Genomic DNA, 22,636 nt, shown 5'->3' on the forward strand with positions numbered 1-22,636 from the left:
AGATGAAATGGAACTCCTCAGCAACCTCGCACTCGGCTTTTCGACAGCCACATCTTTGGCAAACCTCGGCTTCTGCCTGATCGGCGTCCTTCTCGGCACGCTGATTGGCGTCCTGCCCGGCATCGGTGCCACCGCAACCATCGCCATGCTGTTGCCAATCACCTTCCAGATCGGCGACCCGGTTTCCTCTCTCATCATGCTCGCCGGTATCTATTACGGCGCGCAGTATGGCGGCTCGACCACCGCCATTCTCATCAACATGCCCGGCGAATCCTCGTCGGCCGTCACCGCAATCGACGGCTATCAGATGGCCAGGAACGGCCGCGCCGGAGCAGCCCTGGCGACCGCGGCGATAGGCTCGTTCTTTGCCGGCACGGTGTCGACCTTCCTCGTCGCCATCTTTGCCCCACCGCTGACGGCGATAGCGCTGAGATTCGGCGCGGCCGAGTATTTTTCGCTGATGATCGTCGGCCTGGTCTCGTCCGTCGCGCTCGCCCACGGCTCGGTCGTCAAGGCGCTGGCTATGGTCGTGCTCGGCCTGCTGCTGGGACTTGTCGGCACCGATATCTACACGGGTACGCCCCGCTTCACACTCGGTATCCGCGAATATGCCGACGGGCTGAATTTCGTCGCGGTGGCGGTCGGCGTCTTCGGCGTCGCCGAGATATTGCGCAATCTCGAAAACGAGCATGAGCGTTCCGTGCTGATCCGAAGGATCTCCGGCCTTATGCCGAGTAAAGAAGATTTTCGGCGCATGGCGGCTCCCATCGTGCGCGGAACGATCATCGGTTCGGCGCTCGGCATCCTGCCCGGAGGCGGCGCGATCCTTGCCGCCTTTGCGTCCTACACCGTCGAAAAGCGCGTCTCGAAAAACCCGGGGGAATTCGGCAAGGGCGCCATCGAAGGCGTCGCCGGACCGGAATCGGCCAACAATGCCGGCGCCCAAACCTCCTTCATCCCAATGCTGACGCTCGGTATTCCGGCCAACCCGGTAATGGCGCTGATGATCGGCGCGATGATCATCCAGGGCATCGTGCCCGGCCCCAATGTCGCCATCGAACAGCCCGCGCTGTTTTGGGGGATCATCACCTCGATGTGGATCGGCAATCTGATGTTGATTGTCTTGAACCTGCCGCTGATCGGGCTCTGGGTGAAACTCCTTACCATCCCCTACTACGTGCTCTTCCCGATCATCATGGCGTTCTGCTCGATCGGCGTTTACAGCGTCAACACCAATGTCTACGACCTCTATGCCGTCGCCTTCTTCGGCTTGCTTGGCTACCTCCTGACCAAGCTGCGCTGCGAACCTGCGCCGCTGCTGCTCGGCTTCGTGCTCGGCCCGCTGCTTGAGGAAAACCTGCGCCGCGCCATGATCCTCTCGCGCGGCGACCCAAGCACCTTCGTGACGCGGCCGATCAGCGCCAGCCTGCTCCTCATCGCGCTCGCCGTGCTCGTCATCGTCTTTCTCCCCGCGGTCAAGAAGAAGCGCGAAGAGGTGTTCGTCGAGGAGAGTTCCTGAACATGGATGTCGCCGCATAACAGGAACTTTAGATTCAGCTAGCGGGCAGTGGTTGCCGCTGCTCGGTCCTGAGTTGCTTCCACTGGCCCGAGCGGCCCGATCTCGACCAGTGGTGCAGGCACGCTGGTCGTCTTTTCCTTGGCCTTGCAGATATCGGCGATGACGCAGGCCGGGCAATCCGGCTTGCGTGCCTTGCAGACATAGCGGCCGTGCAGGATCAGCCAATGATGCGCATGCCGGATATATTCATCCGGAATGATCTTCAGGAAACCTTGCTCTACCTGTTCCGGCGTCTTGCCCGGCGCCAGGCCGAGCCTGTTACCGATGCGGAAGATGTGCGTGTCGACTGCCATCGTGTGCTGGCCGAAGGCGACGTTGAGCACGACATTGGCGGTCTTGCGGCCGACACCCGGCAGCTCGACCAGTTGATCGCGATCCTCAGGCACTTCGCCGCCATGGTCACGGATCAGCGCCTCGGACAGCGCGATGACGTTCTTGGCCTTGTTGCGCCATAGCCCGATGGTGCGGATATGGTCGCCGAGCTTGGCCTCGCCCAGCGCCAGCATCTTTTGCGGCGTGTCGGCAATTTTGAACAGCGCCCGCGTCGCCTTGTTGACGCCGGCGTCCGTCGCCTGAGCCGAAAGCACCACCGCCACCAGCAGCGTGAAGGGGTTGATATGTTCGAGTTCGCCTCTCGGCTCCGGCCGCTGAACGGAAAAACGGCGAAAAATCTCATGCACCTCGGCCGGGCTGTAAAGCACCCGCGATCTCGCCGGCCGCGGACGCGGCTTGGCGTTCGAGCCATCGCGGCGGCCGGGCAGCAGGTCTTTTTTGAGCGCGGAAGAGTTTTTGTGCTTGGGGCTTGTCATTGCCTTCCTATAATATTCCCCAATGAGCGACACAAACGCCTCATTTCAGGCCGACGAGCCATTCTTCCAGGCGCTGCTGACACCGCACCGGTCGCTGGGCAAGACCGGCTTTGCCATCCTGATGGGCGCACTGCTGTTCGGGTGGCTGGTGACCGGAGCGTTCTTTCTGTCGCGCGGCGCCTGGCCGGTGTTCGGCTTCTTCGGCCTCGACGTGATCGCCGTCTATATCGCCTTCCGTGCCAATTATCGCGCCGCCCGGGCTCGCGAGGAGGTGTCGGTGTCGCGCACCAGCCTCGATATCCGCAAGACTGCCCCGTCGGGCAAATCGGAATCACACCGCTTCAATCCGTTCTGGGCACGCTTTTCGATCGCGCGCCACGCCGAGATCGGCATCACCAGAATGGCGGTCGAGGCGCAAGGAAAAACCGTCTCGATCGGCGCCTTTCTCAACCCCGATGACCGCGAGAGTTTTGCCACCGCATTTTCGCGCGCTCTGGCGACCGCCAAGGCGCGCTGAGCCAGCGTTTCAGAACCGATAGCGCAACAGCCTGCCGATCTTGCGCAATGCTGGAATGTATTTCCAAAGGCGAACAAACAGTTTCGCGAGCCAGCGCATGCGAGCGGCATGTTCCGGCTTATAGGCAGGGATGTCCTCGATGAACCGCAGCTTCGGAACGGCTCGCTCCAATTCATGCGGGTTCTCAATGCTCCAATGGACCTCGGCGCCGGTGGCGCGGAAGGAGGAATTGAGGCGAATGATCTTCAGGCCCAGGCGACTATAGGCATCGAAAACCAGTTCGCCGCTCGAAAGATGTCCCACCAAACGAGAAAACAGTTGCTGCCCGTCCTCGGCGGCCAGGTAGGGAGTCAGGCCTTCCGCCACGACTATGGCCGGGCGATCCCGAGGTACTTCATTCAGCCATCCAGGTTCGGTGAGCGACGAAGCGATCAGGTGGTAGCGATCCCGCACGGGATAGAGCCTGCGCCTGAGGTCGATGACTTCGGGATAGTCGACGTCGAACCAGTCCACGCCGGCTGGCGGGTCGATACGGAATATGCGCGTGTCGAGCCCACACCCCAGATGCAGCACGATGGCGTCAGGATTTCGGGCGAGAAAGTCCTGAACGCAGACGTCCAGCGTCTTTGCCCTGATTGCCAGACCGATGCCGAGATTGTTGTCGACCTTGAGCCGTGAGAAATCATAGTCGATGTTGCGCACCGCCTCATCGGCAAAGTAGTCCCTGAGCAGCGAATTGGGCAGCCGGCTCTCCAGCGCCTTGCCGTAAAGTGTCAAAAGCAAAGTCTCCTTTGCCCCGGTCAGGTTTACTTTTTCACCAGCCACGACCGTCCTCCCCATTCAAAGCCAGCTCTATCTGGGTACATGCTGCGGGAAAGCAAGTTTCGGGTGGTGATCGCCGCCGCGAAGGACGATATTCGCACGCAAGGAGATACTGCCATGAACGCCCAAATGCCTCTCAAAACGACAGCAATCCTTCAGAAAGACATCACCCCTGAAGGCGGTGACTACGAAATCGTCCGTCGTGCCATCGAAAAGATCAGCCTCGACTATCGCGACCAGCCTTCGCTGGAAGTGCTGGCCGAGGAGGTCGGCGAGACGCCGACCGGGCTGCAGAAGCTGTTCACCCGCTGGGCCGGCTTGTCGCCCAAGGCTTTTCTGCAGGCCGTTACCCTCGATCATGCGCGCAAGCTGCTCGATGCCGGCATGCCGCTGCTTGAAACCTCGTTCGAGCTCGGCATGTCCGGTCCAGGCCGGCTGCACGATCTGTTCGTCACCCACGAAGCGATGTCGCCGGGCGATTACAAGACGCGCGGCGCCGGGCTCACCATCCGCTACGGCTACCATATCTCGCCTTTCGGCATCGCCCTGATCATGGTGACCGACCGCGGCCTCGCCGGCCTCGCCTTCAACGACCCGGGCGGCGAGCGTGCGGCCTTTGCCGACATGTCCAGCCGCTGGCCGAACGCTAGCTATGTCGAGGACATGGCTGCAACGGCGCCCTATGCCGCGCGCATTTTCGATCCGACGCTGTGGCGCGCCGACCAGCCGCTCCGCGTCGTCATGATCGGCACCGACTTCCAGGTCCGCGTCTGGGAAGCCTTGCTGCGTATTCCGATGGGCCAGGCCTGCACCTATTCCTCGATCGCCGCGCGCATCGGCGCACCGAGCGCCAGCCGGGCTGTCGGTGCCGCGGTCGGCGCCAATCCGATGTCCTTCGTCGTCCCGTGCCACCGGGCTCTCGGCAAGTCCGGTGCGCTCACCGGCTACCATTGGGGCCTGACCCGCAAACGCGCCATCCTCGGCTGGGAGGCGGGACAGGTCTCTTCGTGAATAGCCAAAGAATGGAACGATAGGAGCGATGTAAGGACCGCTGGGGTGACAAGCAGCGATCTTACGGAGTAGCTTCCCGCATGCGTTAGCGGGAGGCACTTCTTGATCGTCGTCATCGGCTCCATCAATCTCGACCTCATCGCCAGTGTCGACCGCTTGCCCGGTCCCGGCGAGACGGTGCGCGGCTCCGGTTTCGCTACTGCCCCCGGCGGCAAGGGCGCCAACCAGGCGCTGGCCGCCGCCCGCGCCGGGGCCAAGGTGCGCATGGTCGGCGCAGTCGGCAAGGACAGCTTCGCCGGCGAGGCTCTGGCGCTGCTGCGCGACAGCAAGATCGACCTGTCCGGCGTCGGCGAGACCTTTGCCTCTACCGGTACTGCGCTGATCATGGTCGGCGCCGACGGCGAGAACGTGATCGCTGTCGTGCCGGGCGCCAATGATTCGGTCGTGCCGGGTGACCTTTCCAAGGCCTTCCTGAAAAACGGCGACGTCGTGCTGCTGCAGCTGGAGATCCCGCTGCAGACCGTCGAGGCAGCACTCGACGCGGCAAGGACGGCCGGCGCGATCACAGTGCTCAACACCGCACCTTTCCACAGCGACGCTGCCGGCTTCCTCGGCAAGGCCGACTATCTCGTCGCCAACGAAACCGAGTTCGACCTCTATGGCGAGGCGCTGTCGTTGAGTGGCCGCGACCGCCCGGCGCGGATGCGCGACTATGCCTCGAGAACCGGCCGCACCATCGTCGTCACGCTTGGCCCGGACGGCGTTCTGGCGGCAACGCCGGACGATCTTCTGATGGTTCCGGCGCTGAAGATCACCCCGCTCGACACGGTCGGCGCCGGCGACACGTTCTGCGGCTATTTTGCAGCCGGGCTGGCAGCCGGCCTGCCGCTCGACCAGGCGCTTGCCCGCGCTGCCGCAGCCGGTTCTCTGGCCTGCCTTAAAGCCGGCGCACAGCCGGCCATCCCGCTGGCCAGGGACGTCGATGCCGCCCTGCAGAAATCCGCAGGCTAAAGCGGGATGACAGCCGTGCGCCCGACCACGAAGCATGCGGTGCCGCCCGCCGGCGACATCTGCCGCCTGTCTGCCGTGGAGCTTGCCGAGAAGATCAGACGCCGGCAACTTTCGGTACGCGAAGTGATCGCGGCATTCCTCGACAGGATCGAGGCGGTGAACCCGCTGGTCAACGCTATCGTTTCATTGCGCGAACATGCCGACATCCTGCGCGAGGCCGACAGCGCTGACGCCCATCTGGCGCGAGGAGGAGATACCGGATCGCTGTTCGGCCTGCCGATCGCGATTAAGGATCTTGCGCTGACAAAAGGCCTGAGAACCACCTTCGGCTCGCCGATCTTCGCCGATTTCGTGCCTGAGGAAGACGATTTCTTCGTCGAGCGCGTCCGCAAGGCCGGCGCGATCATCATCGGCAAGACCAACGTTCCCGAATTCGGGCTCGGCTCCAACACCTACAACACCGTGTTCGGACAGACGCTCAACGCATTCGACCCGGCGCTGACCGCCGGCGGCTCGAGCGGCGGTGCGGCGGTCGCGCTGGCGCTCGACATGGTTCCCGTTGCCGATGGCAGCGATTTTGGCGGCTCGCTTCGCAATCCCGCTGCCTACAACAATGTCTATGGGTTCCGCCCGTCGCAGGGATTGGTGCCGGCTGGCCCTGACCTTGATGTGTTTCATGCGCAAATGGGCGTCGAAGGGCCGATGGGGCGTAACGTGCGCGACATGGCGCTGCTGCTCGACGTGCAGGCCGGCTATCATCCTCGCGCGCCGCTGTCGCATGATAAGCCAGGCTCGTTTCTCCAAGGGGTGGAAACGCCGGCGGCCGGAGGGCGTATCGCCTGGCTCGGCGATCTCGACGGTCATCTGCCGGTCGAAGCAGGCATTCTACAGCTTTGCGAGGCAGCACTCGGCCGGTTCGCGGATGTGTCCTTCGAGGCCGAGCCGCTGATGCCGGAATTCGACTTCGAAGCGCTGTGGCAGGCCTTTGTAACGCTTCGGCAGGCGAGCAGCGGTTGTGCGCTCAAGGTGCACTACGATGATCCCTTGAAACGCAGTCTGCTGAAGCCGGAGGCCGTGTGGGAGGTGGAACATGCGCTTCGCCTCACCGCGCCGCAAATCCATGCGGCAACTGTGAGGCGCTCGTCCTGGCATCGAATGCTGCTGTCGCTCTTCGAGCGTTTCGACCTGATTGCGCTGCCAGCCGCACAGGTCTTTCCCTTCGACGTCGCCACCCTCTGGCCAAGGGAAGTGGCCGGGCGTGCCATGGACAGCTATCACCGCTGGATGCAGGTCTCAGCGCTCGCCACGCTGGGCGGCTGCCCGGCGATCAATGTGCCGGCGGGCTTCGACTCCAGGGGCAGGCCAATGGGCATGCAATTGATCGGGCGGCCGCGCGGTGACCCCTCCGTGCTGAGGGCGGCTGCCGCCTATGAGGCAACGCTGCCATGGCAGGCCGGCGCCTGCTGAAATCAGCTCCGCATTGTCGGCGCTTCGCCGACTTGCACGCAACTCATCGCCATGCATTGATCGCGACAGCACGCCGCACGAGCGGCATTCTGCGGAGGGAAAAATGTCGCTGGAACTCTACGCCACCTATGTCGTCGCCTGCATCGTCATCGTCCTGGTGCCGGGCCCGACGGTGACGCTGATCATTGCCAACAGCATACGCCACGGCTCGCGCGCCGGGCTCGCCAATGTCGCCGGCACCCAGGCCGGGCTGGCCATCATGATTGCCATTGTCGGCATCGGATTGACTTCGCTGATCGCCGGCATGGGACATTGGTTCGAGTGGGTCAGGCTGATTGGCGCTGCCTACCTGATCTGGATGGGCGTGCAGATGTTCCGCTCGAAAGGCAAGCTGAACGCCGATGGATCGGCAAAAAAACCGCGCGGTGGCTTTTTCCTGCAAGGCCTGCTGGTAGCAATCAGCAATCCAAAGACGCTGGTGTTCTTCGGCGCCTTCTTTCCGCAGTTCATCGCGCCTGAAGGCAATTACGCGTTACAGATCGGCGTCATGGGTCTCACCGCCATGATCTTCGCCGCAGTGTCGGATTCGACCTACGCGCTGGCCGCCGGCCGCGCCGGGCGCCTGCTGTCGGCCGGCCGCGTCAAGCTGCTGTCGCGGATCAGCGGCAGCTTCCTGGTCGGCGGCGGCCTGTGGCTGGCATTTTCCAAGGCGAAGTAACGGCACCTTTCCCTTCTCCCCTTGTGGAGAAGGTGGCCGAGCGAAGCTCGGTTGGATGAGGGGTGTTCCAGCTTGGCAATGACGGCACTCCGCCCAACCCATCAAGGGGGGATGAAAGACGGCCCTTAAAGCCGCCCCAGCCTTTCCAGCAACAGCTCGAAAAACGCATCGTGGTCGATGTCACGCATCACCATGGCGTTCTTCGGCCGCTTGGTCACGCCCCACCAGTCGATCACGGTCATGCCCATGGTAAGTTCTGATGCGGTTTCCACAGTGACATTGCAGTTGCGGCCCTTGAACAACTTCGGCTTCAACAGGTAGGCGATGACGCAAGGATCGTGTAGCGGGCCGCCGTCGGTGCCGTATTTTTCCTCGTCGAAACGTTCGAAGAATTCCAGCATGTCCGCGGTGGCCGTGCCGACCCGGGTGCCGAGCTTGCGGAAGGCCTTCGTGCGCTTGGCGGTGGTCAGCGCCTTGTGGGTGACGTCCAGCGGCATCATGACGATCGGAATGCCGGATTTGAACACGACATCGGCGGCGTGCGGGTCGACATAGATGTTGAATTCGGCGGTCGGCGTGACATTGCCGCCCTCGAAGAAGCCGCCACCCATCAGCACGATCTCCTTGATGCGCGGTGCGATCTTGGGCTCGCGGATCAGCGCCAGCGCAACATTGGTGAGCGGCCCGAGCGCGCACAGCGTGATCGTGCCGCTCTCCTCCCTCATCAGCGTCTCGACGATGAAATCGACCGCATACTCGTCCTGCAGCTTCATCTTTGGTTCGGGCAGTTGCGGTCCGTTGAGGCCGGTCTTGCCATGCACTTCCTCGGCGGTGACGAGTTCGCGCGCCAGTGGCCGGATGGCGCCTGCATAGACCTTGACGTCCGTCCGGCCGGCCAGTTCGCAGATCTTGCGGGCGTTTTTTTCGGTAAGTTTCAGCGGCACGTTGCCGGCCACCGCGGTGATGCCGACGATCTCCAGCTCGGTGCTGCCGAGCGCCAGCAATATGGCGACGGCATCGTCCTGGCCGGGGTCAGTGTCGATGATGATCCTGCGGGATTGGGGCATTTCAATTCCTTGTTTTGGCAAGTCTTTTTGGGCGGGACGTGTGACGGCTTGAAGTCTGCCGGGCGGCGGACCATATCAAGACCATAGGGAAAAATGCCATCCGGGTTTTTCCACTTTATGTCGCTCTTGAGAGGACACTGTAACATGAGCCGAATGACGCCTTTTTCCAGCCCGCTTCTCCTCGGTTTCGATTCCATGGAAAAGACGCTGGAGCGCTTGGCAAAGTCCGGTGACAGCTATCCTCCCTACAACATCGAGCGCCTCAGCGGTGCCGACGGCAAAACCGAAAGGCTGCGTATCACGCTCGCCGTCGCCGGTTTCGCGGAAAGCGATCTCGATGTCACAACGGAGGAGAACCAGTTGGTCGTGCGCGGCCGTCAGAACGACGACACCGAGCGCGAATTTCTCCACCGCGGCATCGCCGCGCGCCAGTTCCAGCGCTGTTTCGTGCTGGCCGACGGCATGCGGGTGATTGCGGCGGAATTGAAGAACGGCCTTCTGTCGATCGATCTCGATCGGCCGGAGTCCGAACGGCTGGTACGAAAAATAAACATATCGGTGAAAGACTGATTTTTGCCGATAGCTCTCATGCGGGATGGCCTTGAGCGGCGTCTCGCGGCAAGGAGGCTTGAAATGACCAGAACTAACGAAAATATCATCATGACCAGCGGCGAGTTCGCCCATCTCGGCGAAGGTTCGGTAGCCTATCTCAGGAAAGTGTCGAGCGACGATCTGCGCGGCCGTTTCCCGGGCCTCGGCGAAATCGCGCCGGGTCTGGAACTGTGGGCCCTGTTTGCCGCCAATGGCCAGCCGATCCTGCTTTCGGACGCTCGCGACCGGGCACTGGCTGGCGCGCTGGAAAACGATCTGACCCCGGTCGCTATCCACTAACGTCGTTATCCACTGACAACGGCGCCATCAACTGACACATATGGCGCAGCGATCTGGTTGGAAACGGACAGGGCCGCACACGGCGGCCCTTCAAGGGATTTAATCAAAACCTCAGGCGGCGTGCGAGGCCTGCGTGTCCGACAGCAGCGCGTGGATGGCCACGGCGTCGCGCGTGCCTCTGATCTTGGCAACCGTGTCGGCATCGCGCAGCACCCGCGCGATGCGCGACAGCGCCTTGAGGTGGTCGGCGCCGGCACCTTCGGGAGCCAAAAGCAGAAACACCAGGTCGACCGGCTGATCATCGAGGGCCTCGAAGTCCACCGGTGTCTCCAGCCGGGCAAAGACGCCGGCGATCCGCTTCACCCCGGCCAGCTTGCCGTGCGGAATGGCGATGCCGTTGCCGACGCCGGTCGAGCCGAGCCGCTCGCGTTGCAGGATGGTGTCGAACACCTCTCGCTCCGGAATGCCGGAAATCGCCGCCGCCCGTTCGGACAGCAATTGCAGCAGCTGCTTTTTGGAGTTCGCCTTCAACGCCGGCATGATTGCCGGAACGCTGACGAGATCGCTCAGATCCATGCTTGAAATCCCTTGTTCGCCTGCCGTCGCCAGTCCCACGCTCGCGTGCGGCTGGTTTTTACCCCTGCGCGACCTTGGCCGTGGACGGGTCGATCCAGCCGATATTCCCGTCCGGCCGGCGATAGACGATATTGAGATGGTCGTTTCCGGCATTGCGGAAGACCAGGACCGGGCTGTCCTTGGTGTCGAGTTCGATCACCGCCGACGCCACCGACATGGTCCGCAGCGTCATGGTCGATTCGGCGACGATGGCCGGCGCGAAATTCTCCGGTATGTCCTCCTCGTCGTCGGCTAGCGGCGCCATCACCGTATAGGCGACGTCGGTGAGCTCGCCGTTGCTATTGCCTGAATTGTGCGACTTCAGCCGGCGCTTGTAGCGCCTGAGGCGCGTTTCCAGACGATCTGCCGCGGTATCGAAGGCAAGCGTTGGATCCTGGGCATCGCCGGTCGCCTGCAGCGAAGCACCGGAGTCCAGCCGGATCATGCAATCGGCCGTGTAGCGCGACCCCGATTTGACGACTACGATTTGCCCTGAAAAGCCCCGATCGAAATATTTCCCGATCACTTCCCCGACACGGTCGTTGATGCGCGTACGGAACGCATCGCCGATATCCATGTGTTTTCCCGATATGCGCAGTGTCATCTGAAAACTGACCTTCCTTGCTCAGGCTTCAAACTGTCCCGAGTTTATACTCGTGGTCCGCGCGCACAAGCTTTTGCGGCGTCACTTGCGCCGATTTTAGATCCGAACTTTCCGGTTGATCACAAGCCGCCTTCTTGGCCGTCCCGTGGCCTACGTCGTGACGGACCATCTCTCGTGCGGGCATCGGCGAACTCAAATCCACTCGCTAGCCCGTCTCATGCGGGCGGGCTTCTAGCCACTTCGTTGCCGCTTGTCAATGAACTGCGAAAGCTGTGGAAATTCCGTCGGAGCTCAACGGCCGGCGCTGGCCAAAGCGCGTTTTTCGCGCCGTCGCTGCACCGAAGAGGGTATGTTCATGCCTTCCCGGTATTTGGCCACCGTGCGTCTGGCAATGTCGACGCCGCTTTCCCGCAGCATGTCGACGATGGCATCGTCGGAAAGCACATCGACGGCTTTCTCCTCGTCGATCAGCTGCTTTATGCGGTCGCGCACCGCTTCCGACGAATGCGCATCGCCGCCACCTGACGAAGCGATCGAGGCGGTGAAGAAATAGCGCAGTTCGAACACACCGCGCGGCGTCAGCATGTATTTGTTTGCCGTGACCCGGCTGACCGTTGATTCGTGCATGCCGATGGCGTCCGCCACTGTGCGAAGGTTGAGCGGCTTCAGGTGCCGCACGCCATGGACGAGAAAAGCGTCCTGCTGGCGCACGATCTCGGAGGCCACCTTGAGAATGGTCTTCGCCCGCTGGTCGAGGCTGCGCGTCAGCCAGTTGGCGTTCTGCAGGCATTCGGCGAGAAAATCCTTTTCCGCCTGGTTTTTCGCATGTGGCGTGACCTGGGCGAAATAGATGTGATCGACCAGCACGCGCGGCAGCGTCTCGGCATTGAGCTCGACCGTCCAGCTGCCGTCATTGGCTGCGCGCACCTCGACGTCGGCCACGATTGCGTCGCTGGCACCGCGCGAAAACGCCATTCCCGGCCGCGGGTCGAGCGCCCGGATCTCGGCCAGCATGTCGAGCAGATCCTCCTCGTCGACGCCGCAAATCCGCTTCAGCGTCTGGAAATCGCGCCGTGCCAGGAGTTCGAGATTGGCGATCAGCGCCTTCATCGCCGGATCGAGCCGGTCGCGCACGGCAAGCTGCAGCAACAGGCATTCGGCGAGGTCGCGGGCGAAGATGCCGGCGGGCTCGAATGTCTGGCAGACCGCCAGGACCCTTGCCACCGCCGTAGCGTTCGTGCCGAGGCGGGCCGCGATCTCGGCCATGTCGGCACGCATGTAGCCGGCCTCGTCGAGGCCATCGGCAAGCTCGCTGGCGATCAGGCGGGCCGCCGGATCGGCAAAGGCCAGCGCTACCTGCTCGCCGACATGGTCGCGCAGCGTGATGGCAGCCGCCGCCATGTCCGCGACGTCAAAGCCGTCGGAGGAAGAGGTGGAACCGTTGCCGGACGCCGATTTCCATTGCGCCGTCAGGTCGGGCCCGAGCCGCTCGCTCGTACCAGGATCATCGGGAAACAGGTTTTCCAGCGATGTATCGAGCTTTTCCGAGATCGCCTCGGCGCTCCACGCCGTCTCCGCTTCGAACCAGTCGCCGTCGGCAGCCGGTTCCGGTGCAGCGTCGCCCTTCTGCGCCTGGTCGCTGGCGGCGTCCTCCTGCGGTTCGGCACGTTCCAGCAGGGGATTGCGTTCGATCTCGTCGTCGATGAAGCGTTCCAGCTCGAGATGGGTGAACTGCAGCAGGCGGATCGACTGCATCAGCTGCGGCGTCATCACCAGCGACTGCGACTGTCGTAGCTGTAGTTTTGCCGCCAACGCCATGGTTCGGTTTCAAACGCTCCGTCTACGCACCCGCACTGCTGGAAGGAATTTTCCAGGCCAGCATAGAAACTGGCCCGGCTTTTGCTTGTCAAGGCGAGGAGCGGTAAAACTCGCCTGCCGACACGTTTTCAGGCAGAAAATTGAAGAAAAAGCTGCTGGACTACGCCGGAAATCCCGCTCGAACCGGAATTTCGCACTTAGAGCGTAAATCCCTCGCCGAGGTAAAGCCGCCGCACATCGGCATTTGCGACTATCTCGTCGGCCCGGCCATGGGTCAGCACCTGACCGGCATGGATGATGTAGGCGCGGTCGATCAGGCCAAGTGTCTCGCGGACATTGTGGTCGGTGATCAGCACGCCGATTCCACGTGCCGTCAAGTGGCGCACGAGCTGCTGGATGTCGGCGACGGCGATCGGATCGATGCCGGCGAACGGCTCGTCGAGCAGCATGTAGGCAGGGCGGGTTGCCAACGCACGGGCAATTTCGAGGCGTCGCCGCTCACCACCGGAGAGCGACAGCGACGGAGCCTTGCGCAGATGGCTGATGTGGAATTCCTCGAGCAATTCGTCGAGCAGCCGCTCACGCTCCTTGCGGCTCTTTTCGACCACTTCGAGCACGGCCCGGATGTTTTGCTCGACATTCAGGCCGCGAAAAATCGACGCTTCCTGCGGCAGGTAGCCGATGCCGAGACGGGCGCGGCGATACATCGGCATCGACGTGACGTCGAAACCGTCGATTTCGATGGTGCCTTCATCGACCGGCACTAGGCCGGTCACCATGTAGAAACAGGTCGTCTTGCCGGCGCCGTTGGGGCCGAGCAGCCCAACCGCCTCGCCGGCGCGCACGCCCAGCGTCACGCCGCTGACGACTTTGCGGCCCTTGTAGCTTTTGGTCAGCCCTTTGGCGATCAAGGTTCCCTTGAACTTTGCCGCTTCGACGGTGACCCTGGCCGGTGCCGCAAGTTTGCTGGCGGCGCGCCCTGGAAGACGCGCCAGCAGCGACGATATGCCGGTCATCAGGGTTTCGCTGCTCCAGACTTCGCCGGTGGCGTGATCGACATCATGACGCGGCCGCCGCAAGCGTCGACCTGGGCAAGGCCGCTCTTCATCTGCACGGTAAGCTTGCAGCCGACAAGCACGTTGTCGCCTTGCGAGAGCACGACCTTGCTGCCCGAAAGCACCAGCACTTCGGTCTTCATGTCGAAGGTGCCGCGGTCGCCGGTGGCAACCTGATCGTCCGATTTGATGTAGACCTTATCGTCGACCTCGAGATGGTCGATGTTAGCGGATCCGGTCATTGCCGCGGCACCCGCGGGCTGGGCACCTTTGGCGGCGCCTGCATCCCTGACGTAATAGACCGTCATTTTGCCGGCCTTGAGCACGGTTGGACCCTGGACGACGTTGACGTTGCCGGTGAAGACGGCGACGCTTTCCGCCTGGCGCACCTCGAGCTTGTCGCTTTCGATCTGGATAGGCTTGTCGCCCGACAGCCTGAGGCCGGACATTTGGCTGGTGGCACTGGATTGCGCCAGCGACGGCGCTGGCCCGAAGGTCAGCCCCAAGGGCAACCCAAGCGTTAACGCCGAGATCGCGGCGAGGCGCCGTGCCGAACTACTGAACCGCATTGGTTTCTCCGCTCTTTGCCTCGGCCGCCTTCAAACTGGCGGGATCGATGTCGACGCGCACCTTGTTCTCGAAAATCAGGACCTTGCCATTGTCCTGGACCGACATCGAATCCGCCCTGATCCGCGACCCGCCGCGGCTGACATCGACGGGTTCGCTTGTCTTCATAGTGCCTTCGGCCATGTCGAGATAGACTGATTTGAATTTTGCCACCACGCCATCCGTGGTCGACACGGTCACGTCGCTGGTCAGGCTGAACGTGTTGCCGTCGCGATCGTAGGTGCCGTGCGCAGCACCGATGGCGGCGGTGTTGTCGGCCGCAATCGGCAGCTTGGCCTTGATACCTTCCAGATCGATGATGCCCTGTTTGCTGACATCCTGTATGGCGCGCAGGGCTGTCATCGAATAGGGCAGGTTCTGCTTGGTGAAGCCGTTGAGCTTGGGATTGGCCATCACCAGCTTGCCATCGGCAAAGGCGCCGCCGTCGGCCTGCACCTCGATTGCAGCGGGTGCCATGAGATAGGAATAGACCGGAAACGCGACCGCGATCACGGCAGCGACCAGCGGTACGGCCAGCTTGAGGATCCGGACCCGGCGCGAATGACGCTGCGCAATGTCAAACGCGTCGACCCGCGCCCGGCCTGCGGCCTTGGGAGCCAACTCCGTCTCGGTGTTGGTCGGTTCGATTGGTCCCGCTAACATGACTGCTTCTTCTAAACCCCTGCCCGCCAGGCCGCCCTATAGGTGGGATGCCGGCGCCCTCAAGCAAGCACAAGCCGAGGAAAACCGCAAAAATGTGACAGCCGCCCCTGTACAACGAAAATGGCCCCAGCGCAGCCTGTACCTCATACCAGATATGGGCGCACAGTGTTAGAGCCTGTGGAACGTAACAGATTGAGGCTTGCCGCGAATGCCTAAGGCCTTTGGCGCAAGGCCGTCAGGAAACGGTAGCCGGGCGCGAATGGTTGCTTTAAAAGCATCTGCTCCCACCGACTACGAGGCTGACCATGGCATTGAGAGCCGACGACCTGATCGACCGCCGCCGCTTGCGCCGCAAGCTGACATTCTGGCGTATCGCGGCGATTATCGTCGCCGCAGCCGGGCTGATCGCCTTTTCGGCGTGGATCTATGGTGACGACTTCACCAGCGCGGCTGTCGACCACATCGCCAAGGTCAAGATCGAAGGTACCATCACCGAAGACGAAGAACTGATCAAGCGGCTGGAGGCCATCCGTCAGTCGCCGCGCGTCAAGGCTGTGATCCTGTCGATCGATTCACCCGGCGGCACTACCGTCGGTGGCGAGTCGATCTATGAGGCAGTGCGCAAGCTCGCCGCCGACAAGCCGGTGGTGGCCGAGGTCGGCACGCTCGCGGCTTCGGCGGGCTACATGATCGCCACTGCGGCCGACCATATTGTCGCACGCAAATCCTCGATCGTCGGCTCGATCGGCGTGCTGATCCAGTACCCGGACGTCAGCGGCCTCATGGACAAGCTCGGCGTCAAGCTGGAGGAGGTGAAATCCTCGCCCTTGAAGGCCTCGCCTTCTCCCTTCAAGCCGACCAATGACGACGAGCGCGCCATGGTCCGCAAGCTCATCCTCGACAGCTACGACTGGTTCGTCGGCATCGTCGCCGAGCGCCGCAATATGACCAAGCCAGAGGCGCTGGCGCTCGCAGACGGGTCGATCTTCACCGGCCGGCAGGCGGTCGCCAACAGATTGATCGACGCGGTCGGCGGTGAAGCCGAAGCGATCGACTGGCTTGCAGGCAAGGGTGTCGACGCCAAGCTCAAGGTGGTGGAATGGAAGGACACGGAAAAACGCGGTGGGTTCCTGTTCTCCAAGGCGATGGCGCAGACCGTCGGCGCTGCGCTTGGCCTGCCGGGCCATGGCGGCGACGTCCTTCACGAAATTGGAGCGGACCGCTTGTTTCTTGACGGTCTCGTTTCCGTCTGGCACCCTTGAGGAACCGCTTGGGACGAGTGAAAAACCAAATAAAATCATTCTGATAATTTCGGCGGCACTGCTTTCACGGGGAGCCTTTTCATGATCAAATCCGAACTTGTTCAGATCATCGCCACGCGTAATCCGCATCTTTTCCTGCGCGACGTCGAAAACATTGTCAGCGCTATCTTCGATGAAATCACCGACGCGCTTGCCGAGGGCAACCGGGTCGAGTTGCGCGGCTTCGGCGCGTTTTCGGTGAAAAACCGCCCTGCCCGCACCGGCCGCAACCCGCGCACCGGCGAATCCGTGGAGGTTGAGGAGAAATGGGTACCATTCTTCAAGACCGGCAAGGAATTGCGTGAAAGGCTGAACGGAGGCAAATAGGCGCGGCACCCGCCACCGCTCCTGCCTTTTCTTCCGAACGGAAAAACATGTTCAATCGCTTCATTCTCATCGTGGTTTTCGTGCCGCTGGCCGTCATCCTGATTGCGCTGGCCGTCGCGAACCGCGAACCGGTAGCCTTCACACTCGATCCGTTCAATCCCGGCAATCCGGCGCTGACGCTGACCGTGCCGCTCTTCATTTTCCTGTTCCTGGCGCTGGCTATCGGCATGATCGTCGGCAGCCTGGCGACCTGGATCAAGCAGGGCCGCTACCGCAAGCTGGCGCGCCAGCGCGGCGCCGAGGCCGAGAACCTGCGCCAGGCGGTCAGCCGCGCGCCCACCGCGTCGCAGAGCCCAGTCTTGCCGAAGCCGACGAACTGAGCCGCGGCTCGGGCCTGAGGCACAACCGGCCTAGTCTCCACGGAGCCTTTCATGCTGACCATTTCCGCCGCCGAGGTCGACCGCGCGCTGACCTTTTCCGGGCTGGTCGAGACGTTACGCGCCGCCTTTCGCGATGGCGCCGTGCAGCCGGTCAGGCACCATCACACGGTCGAGCGGCCCGATGGCGCCGCCTCGACGCTGCTTTTGATGCCGGCCTGGACCGACTTCAACGCAGCCGGCACCTCGGCCGATGGCCATATCGGCGTCAAGATCGTCACCGTGTCGCCTGACAACAATGCCGTTGGCAAGCCCGCGGTCATGGGGCTTTACCTGTTGCTCGACGGCGCTACCGGCGAGCCTCAGGCCTTGATCGATGGCCAGAGGCTGACACAGTGGCGCACGGCCTGTGCGTCGGCGCTGGCTGCCTCTTATCTGGCCCGCGAGGATGCATCACGGCTGCTGGTGGTCGGCGCCGGCGCGCTGTCGCCATTCCTTGCAAAGGCGCATTCGGCGGTGCGTCCGATCACGAACATCCGCATCTGGAACCGCACGTCGGCGAATGCCGAAAAGGTCGCGGCAAAATTGCGTGCCGAGGGTTTTGCGGCCGAAGCAGCAGGCGATCTCGACGCCGAACTCGGAAAGGCCGATATCGTATCGTCGGCGACCATCACCACCATGCCACTGATCAAGGGCGCACTCTTGAAGTCCGGCACCCATGTCGATCTCGTCGGCGGCTTCACGCCGGCGATGCGCGAAAGCGACGACGACGCGATTGCACGCGCCCGCGTCTATGTCGACACCCGCGCCGGCGCCACCAAGGAAGCCGGCGATATCGTCCAGCCGCTGGCCTCCGGCGTTCTGAAGCCGGAAGCCATCATCGCCGACCTCTATGAACTGGCGCGCGGCCAGAAAAAAGGCCGGCAGAACGACGACGAGATCACGCTGTTCAAGTCGGTCGGCGCAGCCCTCGAGGACCTCGCCGCCGGCATTGCCGTGTATCGGGCAAACGAAAGGGGAGTAGGGGAGTAGGAACCGCACTGATCGTGCGGCGCCGCGCCAGCTATGTTTCCTGTCACGTACTGCCCTACTGCCCTACTCCCTTTGCCAATAAACCCGCAGCCGGTGGCTGTCGGGATCAAGCGCGACGAAGGTGCGGCCGAAATCCATGTCGGTCGGCGTCTGCAGAATTTTCAGCCCGCGGCCGGCCCACTCGGCATGGGTGGCGTCGACGGCACCCGGCGTGTCCAGCGCAAAGACGATCTCGGCGCCGCCGCCCGCTGCCGCAGCGGCCGGCTCAACGGTGTGACGCGACCAGAGGCCGAGCTTGAAGCCGTTGTCGAGCACGAACAGCACGAAGGTCGGCGAGGTCTCGACCGGTTGCCGCCCAAGCAGCGCGCTATAGAAGGCGCCGCTTTGCTCAGGCTTGTCGACATAGAGGATGACGAAATTGGGCGGTGTCATGAATTGCTCTCCAGATGGTTTCGACTGGAGGAGAGCATAGCGTATGCCACTGCCAGATTCTGGCAGCAGTCTCAACTGAGCAGCAGCCTTAGCTTGGCGTGTCGAGCGTCGCCCGCCATTCTTTGAGCAGCACCTGACGGCGGCGCGGATAGCGCATCTCGGTGGCGTTGAGGCCGGATATCCGATCGGCGCGAAAGTGCCTGAAATCCTGGCGCATCTCGCACCAGGCCGCGACTACGCGCACCTTGTCGAAGAAGCCGAGTGCGAACGGCCAGACGGTGCGCTCGGAGGCAGCGCCGCCGGCGTCGCGATAGACAAAGCTCAGCTTGCGCTCCTCGCGGATTGCCTGCCGCACCACGCCGAGATCGATGCCTTCTGTGACCTCGGTGCGCGACCCGACCAGCAGCGTCGAGGCATCGAGTTCCTCGCGCAAATCGTCCGGCAGCACCGCCGCGATCTTGGCCAGCGCGTCGGTGGCGGCGTTCGCAAGCCGCCAGTCCGGCTGCTTGGCCACCCAGCGCGAACCGAGAACGATCGCCTCGATCTCCTCATCGGTGAACATCAAGGGCGGCAGCATGAAACCTGGCCTGAGCACGTAACCCAGCCCAGCCTCACCCTCGATCGGCGCACCCTGGCCCTGCAGCGTGGCGATATCGCGATAGAGCGTGCGGATCGACACACCCATTTCGCCCGCGAGGCTGCGGCCGCTGACCGGCCGGCGATGCCGGCGCAGGATCTGGATCAGGTCGAGCAGGCGTTCGGCGCGGGACATGGATCGCAACCCGGTTTGATGGATGTCCAATTTGAATGGACGATAGTGCGCCTGCCCTTTCGACGGCAAGCAAGACGATCGCCGACCGGAACGTCTGCGCCCTGACGCCGTTGTCTGGCCATTATGGATATACGCGGTTTTCTGTTGTTCTGGTCGGTTTTGACCGCCATCGTCGCGGCGCTCAGCCTTGGGCCGTCTTTCGCCCATGTGCTGGAATCGGTGCCGCGGCTGACCAGATGGCCGCCTTCGCTCTGGCGTGAAACCACTGTCTTTAACGCTCAGTTCCAATTCTTCGCGATTATCGGCGCACCGCTGGACCTGGCGGCAATCGTCTGTCCGGGCCTCCTCGCCTGGATGCTGCGCAGCGATCGTCCGGCATTCTGGTGGGTCTTGGCCGCCACCGTGCTCTACCTGCTAGCGCTTGGGGCGTGGTTTGCGCTGGTCAAACCGGCAAACGATGTCCTGGCCACTTGGGTACCTGGACCGATCCCAGGCAATTTCGAAACCATCCGGAGCCGCTGGGAAACCGGCCATATGGTCGTCACCGGCTTCAAGGCCCTTGGTTTCATAGCGCTCGCAATCGGCCTGCTGTCGATCAGGCGCGGCTGATCCGGTTGCGCACGTCGGCAGCCCTTTTGTTGCGCCGGTCAATGTGCTGTGGCAGAAGCGGCCAAGCCGCCGTCCGGAGATGCGCCTTCTTGAAACCTTTTCGCGACAGACGCCGCGACAGCCGACCGCCCGCAAAAGGCGGGGCGGAGCATGTCCGGCGGCGCGACGCCAGCCCAACCGCCGGTCCGGAGCCTAAACCGCAAGACCGGTCCGAGCCAAAAGCCGCGCCGCGCATGCTCTCGCGCCGCGATGGCGCGCTGCCTGCCGAACATTTGCCGCTGATCCTCGAAGTCGGCCCCAATCAGGACTACGCGCTGCTAGACAGTGGCGCCGGAGAAAAACTCGAGCAATACGGCCCCTACCGCATCGTTCGGCCGGAGGGCCAGGCGATCTGGCAAAAGGCTTTGGCGGCCAGGGACTGGGAACGCGCCGACGCCATTTTCACCGGCGATACCGACGAGGAAGGCATCGGCCGCTGGCGCTTCCCCAAGACGCCGCTCGGCGAGACCTGGCCGATGAAGCATGACGGCATCGAGTATCTCGGCCGCTTCACTTCGTTTCGCCATGTCGGCGTCTTTCCCGAGCAGGCCTCGCACTGGGACCACATGGCCGGACTGATCGCGGCGGCAAAACGGCCGGTGAAGGTGCTGAACCTGTTCGGTTACACCGGCCTTGCCTCCCTGGTGGCGGCGCATGCCGGCGCCGAGGTCACCCATGTCGATGCTTCCAAGAAGGCGATCGGCTGGGCACGCGAAAACCAGGAGATGGCTGGGCTGTCGCAAAAGCCGATCCGCTGGATCGTCGACGATGCCGTGAAATTCGCCGAACGCGAGAAGCGCCGCGGCAGCCGCTACGACATCATCCTGTTCGACCCGCCCGCCTATGGCCGCGGACCGAAAGGCGAGGTGTGGCAGTTGTTCGAGGACCTGCCGACGCTGACCGATATCTGCCGCGCGATCCTGACGCCGAAGCCGCTCGCCGTGGTACTGACCGCCTATTCGATCCGCGCCTCTTTTTTCGCGATCCATGCCCTGATGCGCGACACCTTCGCCGGCATGGGCGGCACGGTCGAGTCGGGCGAATTGATCATCCGCGAGAAATCTGCCGGTCGGGCGCTTTCGACCTCGCTGTTCTCGCGCTGGGTGGCCTGAATGAGTGCGTACGAACGGCACGCAGGCGCGCCAGGGCAGGTGAAGGAAGTCACTAGCCTCGCCAACCCGCTGATCAAGGACATCAAGGCGCTCGCGCTTAAGAAATTCCGTGACCAGCAGAATGCCTTCATGGCCGAAGGCCTGAAGCTGGTCATCGACGCGCTCGATCTCGGCTGGTCGATCAGGACATTGGTCTTCGCCAAGGCCGGACGTGGCAACGCGGCAGTCGAAAAGGTCGCGGCGCGCACGGTCGCCGCCGGCGGCACCGTCCTTGAAGTCTCGGAAAAGGTGCTGGTCGCCATCACCCGCCGTGACAATCCGCAAATGGTCGTCGGCGTGTTCTCGCAGAAATTGCTGTCGCTGAAGGACATCCGCGTCCAGGACGGCGATGTCTGGGTAGCACTCGACCGCGTCCGCGACCCCGGCAATCTCGGCACCGTCATCCGCACGGTCGACGCTGTCGGCGCCAGGGGCGTCATCCTGGTCGGCGAGACCACCGATCCCTTTTCGGTCGAGACGGTGCGCGCCACAATGGGCTCGATCTTCGGCGTGCCCGTCGCCAAGGCGCCGCACGAGGCTTTTCTCGCCTGGCGAAAGAACTTCCCCGGCCTCGTCGCCGGCACCCATCTCAAGGGTGCGGTCGACTACCGCTCGGTCGATTTTTCAAAAGGCCCGGTGCTTTTGGTGATGGGCAATGAGCAGCAAGGCCTGCCTGACCAGCTTGCCGCAAGCTGCGACAAGCTGCTGCGGATACCACAGGCCGGCCGCGCCGATTCGCTCAACCTTGCGGTGGCCACCGGCGTCATGCTGTTCGAGATCCGGCGCGACGCGCTGAAGCTCGGCCCGGAGGACGCCAGATCGTGACATCTCAAACCGTGAAACCGCAAACCATGAAGTCCTGGAGGCCGTATGCTCTTCTGGTCGTCGCCGCGATTGCGCTCGACCAGTGGCTGAAATACCTGGTCGAAACCGGCCTTGCCTTTCAGGAACGGCTCGACCTGCTGCCGTTCCTGGCGCTGTACCGCACCTACAACACCGGCATCGCGTTCTCGCTGTTTTCGTCCTTCGGCGACACCGGCCTGGTGGTCGTCGCCGTTCTGGTGGTCGCTTTCGTGCTCTATCTTGCGGCCCGCACGCCGCCCGGCCACCTGCTTGCCCGCATCGGCTTCGCACTGATCGTTGGCGGCGCGCTCGGCAACCTGATCGATCGCGCAATCTACGGCCATGTCATCGACTATATCCTGTTCCATACGCCGGTCTGGTCCTTCGCCGTCTTCAACCTCGCCGACGCCTTCATTTCCGTTGGTGCCGTGCTGGTCGTCTTCGATGAGCTCATTGGTTGGCGGCGCGGAATGTCGAGCGATTGACCTCACTCGCCTGGC

General features: G+C 62.9%; 27 protein-coding genes. 16 read left to right on the forward strand and 11 right to left on the reverse strand.

The genetic code is table 11. The annotated features are described in order from the left end of the window. Positions 1-7: 7 nt before the first annotated feature. Complete coding sequence (locus NKH98_RS05260) at positions 8-1,519, forward strand: tripartite tricarboxylate transporter permease (protein WP_352476415.1); 1,512 nt, start codon at positions 8-10, stop codon at positions 1,517-1,519. A 38-nt stretch (positions 1,520-1,557) separates the two neighbouring features. Here the strand turns inward: NKH98_RS05260 and nth are convergent, their stop codons facing one another. Further along, on the reverse strand, positions 1,558-2,388 hold the full coding sequence (gene nth, locus NKH98_RS05265; RefSeq protein WP_352476414.1) for an endonuclease III: 831 nt from the start codon (positions 2,386-2,388) through the stop codon (positions 1,558-1,560). A 22-nt stretch (positions 2,389-2,410) separates the two neighbouring features. On the opposite strand from nth, the gene NKH98_RS05270 reads away from it, so the two are divergent. After that, complete coding sequence (locus tag NKH98_RS05270; RefSeq protein ID WP_254816825.1) at positions 2,411-2,905, forward strand: DUF2244 domain-containing protein; 495 nt, start codon at positions 2,411-2,413, stop codon at positions 2,903-2,905. Between the two features lie 9 nt (positions 2,906-2,914). Here NKH98_RS05270 and NKH98_RS05275 read toward each other — a convergent pair whose 3' ends face one another. Continuing rightward, positions 2,915-3,730: a class I SAM-dependent methyltransferase gene (locus tag NKH98_RS05275; protein ID WP_352476413.1), complete on the reverse strand. Its 816-nt coding sequence runs from the start codon at positions 3,728-3,730 to the stop codon at positions 2,915-2,917. 114 nt (positions 3,731-3,844) lie between these two features. On the opposite strand from NKH98_RS05275, the gene NKH98_RS05280 reads away from it, so the two are divergent. The 4 genes from NKH98_RS05280 (at position 3,845) to NKH98_RS05295 (ending at position 7,934) form a co-directional block, all read left to right on the forward strand. Further along, complete coding sequence (locus tag NKH98_RS05280) at positions 3,845-4,738, forward strand: methylated-DNA--[protein]-cysteine S-methyltransferase (protein WP_254816823.1); 894 nt, start codon at positions 3,845-3,847, stop codon at positions 4,736-4,738. Between the two features lie 102 nt (positions 4,739-4,840). Next, positions 4,841-5,749, forward strand: coding sequence for a ribokinase (locus NKH98_RS05285; protein ID WP_352476412.1), 909 nt, complete (start codon positions 4,841-4,843; stop codon positions 5,747-5,749). A gap of 6 nt (positions 5,750-5,755) precedes the next feature. Beyond that, on the forward strand, positions 5,756-7,216 hold the full coding sequence (locus NKH98_RS05290) for an amidase (RefSeq protein ID WP_352802183.1): 1,461 nt from the start codon (positions 5,756-5,758) through the stop codon (positions 7,214-7,216). Positions 7,217-7,319: 103 nt separating this feature from the next. Then, positions 7,320-7,934, forward strand: coding sequence for a LysE family translocator (locus NKH98_RS05295; RefSeq protein ID WP_352476410.1), 615 nt, complete (start codon positions 7,320-7,322; stop codon positions 7,932-7,934). 125 nt (positions 7,935-8,059) lie between these two features. Here the strand turns inward: NKH98_RS05295 and NKH98_RS05300 are convergent, their stop codons facing one another. After that, positions 8,060-9,001, reverse strand: a complete 942-nt coding sequence (locus NKH98_RS05300; RefSeq protein WP_352476409.1) for a nucleoside hydrolase — start codon at positions 8,999-9,001, stop codon at positions 8,060-8,062. A 144-nt stretch (positions 9,002-9,145) separates the two neighbouring features. Here NKH98_RS05300 and NKH98_RS05305 point away from each other — a divergent pair, with 144 nt between their 5' ends. Both NKH98_RS05305 and NKH98_RS05310 read left to right on the forward strand, forming a co-directional pair. Beyond that, positions 9,146-9,571, forward strand: a complete 426-nt coding sequence (locus NKH98_RS05305; protein WP_023675270.1) for an Hsp20 family protein — start codon at positions 9,146-9,148, stop codon at positions 9,569-9,571. Between the two features lie 63 nt (positions 9,572-9,634). After that, positions 9,635-9,892: a BQ00720 family protein gene (locus tag NKH98_RS05310; protein WP_023675269.1), complete on the forward strand. Its 258-nt coding sequence runs from the start codon at positions 9,635-9,637 to the stop codon at positions 9,890-9,892. Between the two features lie 111 nt (positions 9,893-10,003). Here the strand turns inward: NKH98_RS05310 and ptsN are convergent, their stop codons facing one another. The 6 genes from ptsN to lptC form a co-directional block, all read right to left on the reverse strand. Then, positions 10,004-10,468 carry a PTS IIA-like nitrogen regulatory protein PtsN gene (ptsN, locus tag NKH98_RS05315; protein ID WP_023675268.1) on the reverse strand — a complete coding sequence of 155 codons (465 nt, stop codon included), beginning with the start codon at positions 10,466-10,468 and terminating at the stop codon, positions 10,004-10,006. 58 nt (positions 10,469-10,526) lie between these two features. Next, positions 10,527-11,111: a ribosome hibernation-promoting factor, HPF/YfiA family gene (gene hpf, locus NKH98_RS05320; RefSeq protein WP_023675267.1), complete on the reverse strand. Its 585-nt coding sequence runs from the start codon at positions 11,109-11,111 to the stop codon at positions 10,527-10,529. A gap of 291 nt (positions 11,112-11,402) precedes the next feature. After that, positions 11,403-12,929 (reverse strand): RNA polymerase factor sigma-54, encoded by a 1,527-nt coding sequence (gene rpoN / locus NKH98_RS05325; protein WP_352799817.1) that lies wholly within the window; start codon positions 12,927-12,929, stop codon positions 11,403-11,405. Positions 12,930-13,126: 197 nt separating this feature from the next. Beyond that, entirely contained in the window at positions 13,127-13,945 is an 819-nt protein-coding gene (gene lptB / locus NKH98_RS05330; RefSeq protein WP_023718959.1) for an LPS export ABC transporter ATP-binding protein, read from the reverse strand. Beyond that, entirely contained in the window at positions 13,945-14,553 is a 609-nt protein-coding gene (locus NKH98_RS05335) for an LptA/OstA family protein (RefSeq protein ID WP_352649559.1), read from the reverse strand. Before NKH98_RS05335 ends, lptB begins: the two co-directional genes overlap by 1 nt. After that, entirely contained in the window at positions 14,540-15,253 is a 714-nt protein-coding gene (lptC, locus tag NKH98_RS05340) for an LPS export ABC transporter periplasmic protein LptC (protein WP_352476407.1), read from the reverse strand. Before lptC ends, NKH98_RS05335 begins: the two co-directional genes overlap by 14 nt. Positions 15,254-15,558: 305 nt before the next feature. On the opposite strand from lptC, the gene sppA reads away from it, so the two are divergent. From sppA to lhpI, 4 genes are all read left to right on the forward strand, one after another. Then, positions 15,559-16,515: a signal peptide peptidase SppA gene (gene sppA, locus NKH98_RS05345; RefSeq protein ID WP_352737509.1), complete on the forward strand. Its 957-nt coding sequence runs from the start codon at positions 15,559-15,561 to the stop codon at positions 16,513-16,515. An 81-nt stretch (positions 16,516-16,596) separates the two neighbouring features. Continuing rightward, positions 16,597-16,881, forward strand: coding sequence for an integration host factor subunit beta (locus NKH98_RS05350; protein WP_023675261.1), 285 nt, complete (start codon positions 16,597-16,599; stop codon positions 16,879-16,881). Between the two features lie 47 nt (positions 16,882-16,928). Continuing rightward, a complete protein-coding gene (locus NKH98_RS05355; protein WP_352649557.1) occupies positions 16,929-17,261 on the forward strand; it encodes a LapA family protein in 333 nt (110 codons plus the stop codon). Between the two features lie 51 nt (positions 17,262-17,312). Beyond that, positions 17,313-18,290: a bifunctional Delta(1)-pyrroline-2-carboxylate/Delta(1)-piperideine-2-carboxylate reductase gene (gene lhpI, locus NKH98_RS05360; RefSeq protein WP_352897000.1), complete on the forward strand. Its 978-nt coding sequence runs from the start codon at positions 17,313-17,315 to the stop codon at positions 18,288-18,290. A gap of 63 nt (positions 18,291-18,353) precedes the next feature. On the opposite strand, the gene NKH98_RS05365 is transcribed toward lhpI, so the two are convergent. Together NKH98_RS05365 and NKH98_RS05370 are read right to left on the reverse strand one after the other, a co-directional pair. Beyond that, a complete protein-coding gene (locus NKH98_RS05365) occupies positions 18,354-18,722 on the reverse strand; it encodes a VOC family protein (RefSeq protein WP_352506606.1) in 369 nt (122 codons plus the stop codon). Positions 18,723-18,810: 88 nt separating this feature from the next. Next, on the reverse strand, positions 18,811-19,494 hold the full coding sequence (locus NKH98_RS05370) for a helix-turn-helix transcriptional regulator (RefSeq protein WP_352468341.1): 684 nt from the start codon (positions 19,492-19,494) through the stop codon (positions 18,811-18,813). A 123-nt stretch (positions 19,495-19,617) separates the two neighbouring features. On the opposite strand from NKH98_RS05370, the gene NKH98_RS05375 reads away from it, so the two are divergent. From NKH98_RS05375 to lspA, 4 genes are all read left to right on the forward strand, one after another. After that, positions 19,618-20,103 carry an anthrone oxygenase family protein gene (locus NKH98_RS05375; protein ID WP_352897002.1) on the forward strand — a complete coding sequence of 162 codons (486 nt, stop codon included), beginning with the start codon at positions 19,618-19,620 and terminating at the stop codon, positions 20,101-20,103. 89 nt (positions 20,104-20,192) lie between these two features. After that, complete coding sequence (locus tag NKH98_RS05380) at positions 20,193-21,254, forward strand: RsmD family RNA methyltransferase (protein WP_352897003.1); 1,062 nt, start codon at positions 20,193-20,195, stop codon at positions 21,252-21,254. Further along, entirely contained in the window at positions 21,255-22,118 is an 864-nt protein-coding gene (locus NKH98_RS05385) for a TrmH family RNA methyltransferase (protein ID WP_352897005.1), read from the forward strand. A gap of 26 nt (positions 22,119-22,144) precedes the next feature. Further along, positions 22,145-22,621, forward strand: coding sequence for a signal peptidase II (lspA, locus tag NKH98_RS05390; RefSeq protein WP_352897007.1), 477 nt, complete (start codon positions 22,145-22,147; stop codon positions 22,619-22,621). Positions 22,622-22,636: the final 15 nt, after the last annotated feature.

It is taken from the genome of Mesorhizobium sp. M0833 (assembly GCF_040319905.1).
Taxonomy (GTDB): domain Bacteria; phylum Pseudomonadota; class Alphaproteobacteria; order Rhizobiales; family Rhizobiaceae; genus Mesorhizobium.

What these genes read in the sequence shown, in the direction of transcription:
- NKH98_RS05260 (WP_352476415.1), top strand. Translation starts at nt 8, where the DNA reads ATGGAACTCCTCAGCAACCTCGCACTCGGCTTTTCGACAGCCACATCT.
- nth (WP_352476414.1), bottom strand. Translation starts at nt 2,388, where the DNA reads ATGACAAGCCCCAAGCACAAAAACTCTTCCGCGCTCAAAAAAGACCTG.
- NKH98_RS05270 (WP_254816825.1), top strand. Translation starts at nt 2,411, where the DNA reads ATGAGCGACACAAACGCCTCATTTCAGGCCGACGAGCCATTCTTCCAG.
- NKH98_RS05280 (WP_254816823.1), top strand. Translation starts at nt 3,845, where the DNA reads ATGAACGCCCAAATGCCTCTCAAAACGACAGCAATCCTTCAGAAAGAC.
- NKH98_RS05290 (WP_352802183.1), top strand. Translation starts at nt 5,756, where the DNA reads ATGACAGCCGTGCGCCCGACCACGAAGCATGCGGTGCCGCCCGCCGGC.
- NKH98_RS05295 (WP_352476410.1), top strand. Translation starts at nt 7,320, where the DNA reads ATGTCGCTGGAACTCTACGCCACCTATGTCGTCGCCTGCATCGTCATC.
- NKH98_RS05300 (WP_352476409.1), bottom strand. Translation starts at nt 9,001, where the DNA reads ATGCCCCAATCCCGCAGGATCATCATCGACACTGACCCCGGCCAGGAC.
- NKH98_RS05305 (WP_023675270.1), top strand. Translation starts at nt 9,146, where the DNA reads ATGAGCCGAATGACGCCTTTTTCCAGCCCGCTTCTCCTCGGTTTCGAT.
- NKH98_RS05310 (WP_023675269.1), top strand. Translation starts at nt 9,635, where the DNA reads ATGACCAGAACTAACGAAAATATCATCATGACCAGCGGCGAGTTCGCC.
- ptsN (WP_023675268.1), bottom strand. Translation starts at nt 10,468, where the DNA reads ATGGATCTGAGCGATCTCGTCAGCGTTCCGGCAATCATGCCGGCGTTG.
- hpf (WP_023675267.1), bottom strand. Translation starts at nt 11,111, where the DNA reads ATGACACTGCGCATATCGGGAAAACACATGGATATCGGCGATGCGTTC.
- rpoN (WP_352799817.1), bottom strand. Translation starts at nt 12,929, where the DNA reads ATGGCGTTGGCGGCAAAACTACAGCTACGACAGTCGCAGTCGCTGGTG.
- lptB (WP_023718959.1), bottom strand. Translation starts at nt 13,945, where the DNA reads ATGACCGGCATATCGTCGCTGCTGGCGCGTCTTCCAGGGCGCGCCGCC.
- NKH98_RS05335 (WP_352649559.1), bottom strand. Translation starts at nt 14,553, where the DNA reads ATGCGGTTCAGTAGTTCGGCACGGCGCCTCGCCGCGATCTCGGCGTTA.
- lptC (WP_352476407.1), bottom strand. Translation starts at nt 15,253, where the DNA reads ATGTTAGCGGGACCAATCGAACCGACCAACACCGAGACGGAGTTGGCT.
- sppA (WP_352737509.1), top strand. Translation starts at nt 15,559, where the DNA reads ATGGCATTGAGAGCCGACGACCTGATCGACCGCCGCCGCTTGCGCCGC.
- NKH98_RS05350 (WP_023675261.1), top strand. Translation starts at nt 16,597, where the DNA reads ATGATCAAATCCGAACTTGTTCAGATCATCGCCACGCGTAATCCGCAT.
- NKH98_RS05355 (WP_352649557.1), top strand. Translation starts at nt 16,929, where the DNA reads ATGTTCAATCGCTTCATTCTCATCGTGGTTTTCGTGCCGCTGGCCGTC.
- lhpI (WP_352897000.1), top strand. Translation starts at nt 17,313, where the DNA reads ATGCTGACCATTTCCGCCGCCGAGGTCGACCGCGCGCTGACCTTTTCC.
- NKH98_RS05365 (WP_352506606.1), bottom strand. Translation starts at nt 18,722, where the DNA reads ATGACACCGCCCAATTTCGTCATCCTCTATGTCGACAAGCCTGAGCAA.
- NKH98_RS05370 (WP_352468341.1), bottom strand. Translation starts at nt 19,494, where the DNA reads ATGTCCCGCGCCGAACGCCTGCTCGACCTGATCCAGATCCTGCGCCGG.
- NKH98_RS05375 (WP_352897002.1), top strand. Translation starts at nt 19,618, where the DNA reads ATGGATATACGCGGTTTTCTGTTGTTCTGGTCGGTTTTGACCGCCATC.
- NKH98_RS05385 (WP_352897005.1), top strand. Translation starts at nt 21,255, where the DNA reads ATGAGTGCGTACGAACGGCACGCAGGCGCGCCAGGGCAGGTGAAGGAA.
- lspA (WP_352897007.1), top strand. Translation starts at nt 22,145, where the DNA reads ATGAAGTCCTGGAGGCCGTATGCTCTTCTGGTCGTCGCCGCGATTGCG.